The sequence below is a fragment of the Bradyrhizobium sp. 62 genome (genome assembly GCF_023073035.1).
Classification (GTDB): Bacteria; Pseudomonadota; Alphaproteobacteria; order Rhizobiales; family Xanthobacteraceae; genus Bradyrhizobium.
This window is the reverse complement of record NZ_JADPIT010000029.1, coordinates 175,054-181,089: the sequence shown is the minus strand read 5'-3', so window position 1 is coordinate 181,089 and position 6,036 is coordinate 175,054. Positions and strand designations below refer to the sequence as shown.

The 6,036-nt window shown below is 64.0% G+C and carries 7 protein-coding genes; 1 reads left to right on the top strand and 6 read right to left on the bottom strand.

Features of this window, described 5'->3' with window-relative positions:
* Positions 1 to 766 (bottom strand): acyl-CoA dehydrogenase family protein (locus IVB47_RS27640; protein WP_247465971.1); only part of this gene is annotated, 766 nt, incomplete at its 3' end.
* Between the two features lie 237 nt (positions 767 to 1,003).
* Here IVB47_RS27640 and IVB47_RS27635 point away from each other — a divergent pair.
* The gene (locus tag IVB47_RS27635) at positions 1,004 to 1,666 is read left to right on the top strand and encodes a TetR/AcrR family transcriptional regulator (RefSeq protein ID WP_247465969.1); all 663 of its coding nucleotides are present in this window, start codon (positions 1,004 to 1,006) and stop codon (positions 1,664 to 1,666) included.
* A 3-nt stretch (positions 1,667 to 1,669) separates the two neighbouring features.
* Here IVB47_RS27635 and IVB47_RS27630 read toward each other — a convergent pair whose 3' ends face one another.
* The 5 genes from IVB47_RS27630 to IVB47_RS27610 all read right to left on the bottom strand — a co-directional run.
* Positions 1,670 to 2,062, bottom strand: coding sequence for a RidA family protein (locus IVB47_RS27630; RefSeq protein WP_247437806.1), 393 nt, complete (start codon positions 2,060 to 2,062; stop codon positions 1,670 to 1,672).
* A 96-nt stretch (positions 2,063 to 2,158) separates the two neighbouring features.
* Entirely contained in the window at positions 2,159 to 2,374 is a 216-nt protein-coding gene (locus tag IVB47_RS27625; protein ID WP_007602925.1) for a hypothetical protein, read from the bottom strand.
* A gap of 103 nt (positions 2,375 to 2,477) precedes the next feature.
* Positions 2,478 to 3,356, bottom strand: a complete 879-nt coding sequence (locus IVB47_RS27620) for a 3-keto-5-aminohexanoate cleavage protein (protein WP_247465965.1) — start codon at positions 3,354 to 3,356, stop codon at positions 2,478 to 2,480.
* 202 nt (positions 3,357 to 3,558) lie between these two features.
* A complete protein-coding gene (locus IVB47_RS27615) occupies positions 3,559 to 4,788 on the bottom strand; it encodes a CaiB/BaiF CoA-transferase family protein (RefSeq protein ID WP_247465962.1) in 1,230 nt (409 codons plus the stop codon).
* Between the two features lie 167 nt (positions 4,789 to 4,955).
* Positions 4,956 to 6,036 (bottom strand): MFS transporter (locus IVB47_RS27610; protein WP_247465959.1); only part of this gene is annotated, 1,081 nt, incomplete at its 5' end.

The following is a 6,036-nucleotide window of genomic DNA, read 5'->3' as shown; positions in this document are numbered from 1 at the left end:
TCTCGAAGCCGCGGCCTTCGCCGAGCAGGATGTTTTCCTTCGGCACCCGCACATTCTCGAGCAGCACCTGGGCGTGGCCATGCGGCGCGTCGTCGAAGCCGAACACCGGCAGCATCTTCTCGACCTTGATGCCGGGGGTGTCGAGCGGAACCAGGATCTGCGACTGCTGCTGGTGCTTGGCCGCCTTGAAATCGGTCTTGCCCATCAGGATCGCGATCTTGCAGCGGGGATCGCCGACGCCGGACGACCACCATTTGCGGCCGTTGATGACGTAGTGATCGCCGTCCTTCACGATGCTGGTCTCGATGTTGGTGGCATCGGACGAGGCCACCGCCGGCTCCGTCATCAGGAAGGCGGAGCGGATCTCGCCGTCCATCAGCGGACGCAACCATTTGCGCTTCTGCTCCTTGGAGCCGTAGCGCATGAACACTTCCATGTTGCCGGTGTCGGGCGCGGAACAGTTGAAGACTTCCGAAGCCCAGGAAATGTGGCCCATCTGCTCGGAGAGCAGCGCGTATTCGAGATTGGTCAGTCCCGCGCCGCGGAATTCGTCATCCTCATGCTCGTTGGGCGGCATGAACATGTTCCAGAGGCCTTCGGCCTTCGCCTTCTTCTTGAGATCCTCGAGCACCGGGATCACCTTCCAGCGTTCGCCGCTGCGATCCTGCTCATCATAGACCGGCACGGCCGGTCGCACGTGCTTGGCCATGAAGGACTGCACGCGGTCGAGCCATTCCTTCTGCTTCGGCGACAGATCGAAATCCATGGGACGCTCCTCGTCTTTGCCAACTCGTTTTGGCGAATTTGTTTTGGCGAACTTGTTTTGCGCCGGACTGTCCACCCGCATTGTGCGACCCGCAAGTGCGAATGCGCGGCTTGCGGACGCTCCGGAACCCATTCGCACTTTTGCGAACGACTCCTGATTGCGGATTGACTTTCCCGGCCTTCAAACGATAGTTTCATACAACTGTTTGAATTGCAACTCCCTCCCCGAGGGGCTCCCATGGCCAGCGATCATACCCGGACTGCCATTCTCGCCGCCGCCGAACGGCTCTACGCCGATCGGGGGTTCGGCGACGTGACGCTGCGCGACATCGTCGCGGAGGCCAATGTCAACCTCGCGGCGGTGAACTATCATTTCGGCTCGAAGGACGAGTTGATCGCGGAGCTGTTCGTGACGCGCTCGATCGCCACCAACCGCGAGCGGCTGCGCGAATTGAAGGCGGCGGAAGAACAAGGCGGCGGCCGCGCGCCGATCGAGGTGATCTTGCACGCCCTCGTTGGCCCGACGCTGCGCGGCTGCCTCGGTCCCGAGAACCAACGGTCGAGCGCGGCGCGCTTCATGATCCGCGCCTCGATCGAATCCGTGCCTCCGATCCGCCGCATCAAGAACCGCGAGATCGACCATTTGCGGAAATTCGCCGGCGCGATGCGAAGGTCCCTGCCCGATCGCAGCGACGTCGATATCTACTGGGGCCTGAATTTCGCGCTCGCCATGGCGCACCACACCATCCGCGAGAGCGAGCGGCTGACGAAATTATCGGAAGGCAAATGCGATCTCGACGACGTCGAGGACGTGGTCGCGCGCGTCGTCAGCGTGGCGACGATGGCGCTGACGGCTGGACGGACAGAGGCGAAGGCGCCGCCAAAGGTGGCGGTGCGCTAACATTCACATCATCGCGATGCAGTCGATCTCGACGTCGAAGGGCCCGAACCATTCCGGCGTGCAGACGAAGATCCGCGCCGGCGGATCGTGCGGGAAATAGCGCGCATAGACGGCGTTGAACGCGGCGAAGTGTTGTGTCGAGGTGCAATAGACGTTGCACTTCATGACGTTGTCGAAGCTTGCGCCTGCCGTCTGAAGGCACAGCTTCATCTGCTCCATGATCAGTTCGCTCTGCCGTTCGATCGGCACGTCCGCGATCTCGCCCGTGTCGGGGTCGAACGGCGGCAGCCCTGCGACGAAGATCATGTTGCCGGCGCGCGTGACCGGCGAGACCGGGGCGTTCCGACGGTCAAGGAATGTCGAGATCGGTTCGACGCGGAGCGCTTCGCGTTTCATGGACGGCCACCTTCGGTTCAAGCGAGATGACGGCTTGCTACATCATAGCGCAGCCGTCATGCTTCGCTTTCGACCGAAGTGTGTCGCCGAGCCCGCCTAGGCGTGCTGCGGCATCTCCTCGGCCTCTTCCTTGGCGAGCAGCAGCAGCATCTCGATGCCCATGTCGCCTTCCTGCGGCGAGCGGATGAACTTTATTTCGTCGGCGCTTTGCCGCAACGCGGCAACGATCGCGACGGCCTGGTTGGCCGTTGCCGCCTCGGTCGCCAGAATTGCCTTCTGGTTCTTGGCCTGAAACCCGATCGTGTAGGACATGCGTTCCCTCCCGGACTGAGTGGAAGGATCGAATCTGAGTCGCGCGCGGAGCGGAAGCCTGTGTGAGTACGGACCGGGATTATCTGGGGATGGCCCGCAAGCCTCAGGCAAGCCCGAGCATCACGCGGGCCTCGTTGGCGGTCGCGACGCTCGCACCCAGGCCCTTGAGGATGCCGGCGGCACGCGCAACCAGCTCGGCATTAGTCTTCGCCAGCACGCCCTTTGACATATAAAGATTGTCCTCCATGCCGACGCGGACGTGGCCGCCGAGCAAATAGGCTTGCGCCACCATCGGGAATTCAGCGCGGCCGATACCGAAGCCCGACCAGATCGCGCCCGGCGGCAACAGGCTGCGGGCATAGAACATCGTCTCGGGCGTTGCGGAGAAGCCGTATTTGACGCCGAGCACGAGCGAAAACAGGCCCGGTCCTTTCAGCGTGCCGTCGGCAAGGAGATCGCGGGCCAGATGGCAGTCGCCGGAATCGAACAGCTCGATCTCCGGCAGCACGCCGGCGGCCTTCATCCGCTCGGCCATGATGCGGACGTTGCGCGGAGTGTTGATCACCACCTCGCCACCCGAGTTCATGGTGTTGAGATCGAGCGTGCAGATGTCGGGCTTGAGCAGCTCGATGTGCTCGACTCGCTTTTCGGGAGGCAGCAACGTGGTGCCTGCAGCGGCGACGCGGGGATCCTCAATCGAAGGAACAAACCGTCCGCCGGGACCGGTCGTGAGGTTGATGACGAGAGACGTGTTGCGGGCGCGAATGCGATCCACCACATCGCGGTAGAGATCGATCTCCATCGAAGGCCGCCCCGTCGCGGGATCGCGGACGTGGATATGGGCAATCGCGGCGCCGGCTTCGGCCGCTTCCAGCGCCGACGTCGCGATCTGCTCGGGCGTGATCGGCAGATGCGGCGATTGCTCGGGCTTTGTCAGATTGCCCGTGATCGCGCAGGTGATGATGGTCTTGGTCGGGGTCATGCGTACTGTCCCTTTTCGTAAAACGCGCCACGAGCACCGGACCTACTCCTTCTCCCCTTGCGGGAGAAGGTGGCGCGAAGCGCCGGATGAGGGGTTCTCTCCACGAACTCAACTCACAACGGCGCGCGCGGACAGAACCTCACCCGTCTCGCCGCTATGCGGCGAGCCACCCTCTCCCACAAGGAGCGAGGGTAAGAAATCGCTAGATGATGCCCTGCTGCTTCAGCGTCTCGATCTTGCCGGCATCATAGCCGAGCTTGCCGGCGAGCACCTCCTGGGTGTGCTCACCGAGCAGCGGCGGGGCGCGATAATCCTTGATCGGGGTTCCCGAGAGCGTCAGCGCGTTGCGGATCAGCGAGAGATCGGGCTGGAAGGGATGGTCGACCTTCACCCGCATGCCGCGCGACTGGACGTGGGGGTCGGAAAACACCTGCTCGAAATTGTTGATCGGACCTGACGGCACGCCGGCCTCCTCCAGCTTGTCCAGCCAATAGGACACCGGCTGCTTCAGGAACAGGCCGGCAAAGATCGCCATGATCTCCTTGCCATGCACGACGCGGTCGTTGTTCTTGACGAAGCGCTTGTCGTTCGCGAGCTCGGGCTCGCCGAGCACGGCGCAGGTGCGCTGGAACTGGCCGTCATTGCCGACCACCAGCATCAGCTCGCCGTCGGTGCAGCGGAACACGCCGGCCGGCATGCCGCCATTGCCCCAGGTGCCGCGGCGCGGCGGCGTCTTGCCGTTGACGAGATAGATCTGCAGCCAGTGCGACAACGACGCGATGACGGTGTCGAATAGGCAGACGTCGATGTGCTGTCCCACGCCATCATTGGCGTCGCGATGATAGAGCGCCGAGAGAATCCCGATCGAGGTGTTCATGCCGGTCATGTAGTCGACGATCGAGGGGCCGACCTTCATCGGCCCCTCGCCGGGCTCGCCGTCGATATGGCCGGTGACGCTCATCAGGCCGCCCATTGCCTGCAGGATGGCGTCATAGCCGGCGCGCGGCGCATAAGGGCCGGTCTGGCCGAAGCCGGTCACCGAGCAGTAGATAATGCCGGGATTGATCGCCTTGATGGTCTCGTAGTCGAGGCCGTAGCGCTTGAGATCGCCGACCTTGTAGTTCTCCATTAAAACGTCGACGTCCTTGGCGAGCTCGCGGATGATCGCCTGCCCCTCGGGCTTGGCGATGTTGACCGTGACCGACTTCTTGTTGCGGTTGGCACAGAGGTAAAACGAGTTGTTGTTGTTGGCCTTGCCCTCGGGGTCGGTCAGATAGGGCGGGCCGAAGGCGCGCGCGTCGTCACCGGTGCCCGGCCGCTCGATCTTGATCACCTCCGCGCCCAAATCGCCCAGCATCTGGGCCGACAGAGGCCCGGCAAGCACGCGGGTGAGGTCAAGGATCTTGATGCCTGAGAGCGGCAGGGCCGACATGTCGAATTCCTCCGGGAACTGAATATTGGCGCGGCGGCGAGATCGCGGGACGCGCTCCCTGCGGATACACTATTTTGGCGGTCCGAGCACTGCGCTGGCGGCATGCAGCTATCCGCCCGCCCGCCCGGCCCAGGTCACCGCGGCGAATTTCCGCAGCGCGAATATTCTCAGGTCGCGGCCGCTGCAGCCACCTGCGGCCGCCGCCGGCCGAGCAGGACCAGGATCAGCACCGTGGCGCAGGAGCAGACGAAGGTGAGACCGAGCGCGCCGCGGCTGCCGAACTCGGTGAGCAGGCCGACAAGGAGCGGCGGCGAGACCGCGGAGGCGAGATTGAGCGGCAGCGCGATCATCGACATCGCCTTGGCGAACTCGGTCTGATCGTAGAACACGAGCGGGATCGTCGCCCGCGCCACCGCCATCGCGCCGCTGCCGGCGCCATAGAGCAGGATGAAGGCCGCAACCGCCCAGGTCGCGCCCTCGCTCGTCATCAGCAGCAGCATGGCGATCGGCAGCGCCGTGCCGGCGACGAGCCCGGTCGTGATTCCATCCCACCGCCCTCCGCCGAGAAAATCGAGCCCGCGCGCGCTGACCTGGATCACGCCCAGCATCGAGCCGAACGCAAGCGCCTGCGCCGGGGGAAGCCCCTCCGCCCGGAGCAACTCGATCATGATGGCGCCGATGCCGAAATTGACGAAGGCATTGAGCGTGATCGCGGCAACGACGAGGCTGAAGGTGCTCTTGGGAATCGCAGGTGGCGGCAAAGACTTCACCGACTCACCACCACGACCCGCGGCGATTTTCCGGCGCGGGGCGAGGAACGCGTAGAGCGGAAGGTTGATGACGACCATCATGGCCGCATAGACCAGGCACGTCCCGCGCCAGCCGAGCAGACCGCTGAGGAACGACGTCGTCGGCCAGAAGATGCTGCTCGACAAGCCAGTCACCAGCATCAGCGCGCCGATCGCGTTCTTGGCCTGCCGCCCGGCGACCTCGTTCAGCATGATATAGGCGCCGGTCGACAGCGTGGCGCTGCCGGCGATGCCGAGAACGATCCAGGCGGCGAAATACAGCATCGGCTCGCGCGCGAGGGACAGCAGTATGAAGCCCGGCACGGTGAGGACCGTACCTGAGATCATCACCTTTCGTGCACCGTGCCGTGCAAACGACTTGGCGAGCCAAGGCGCGCACAGTCCCATCGACACATAGAGCACGGACGTCCCGGCGAACACCGCTGGCAAGCTCATGCCG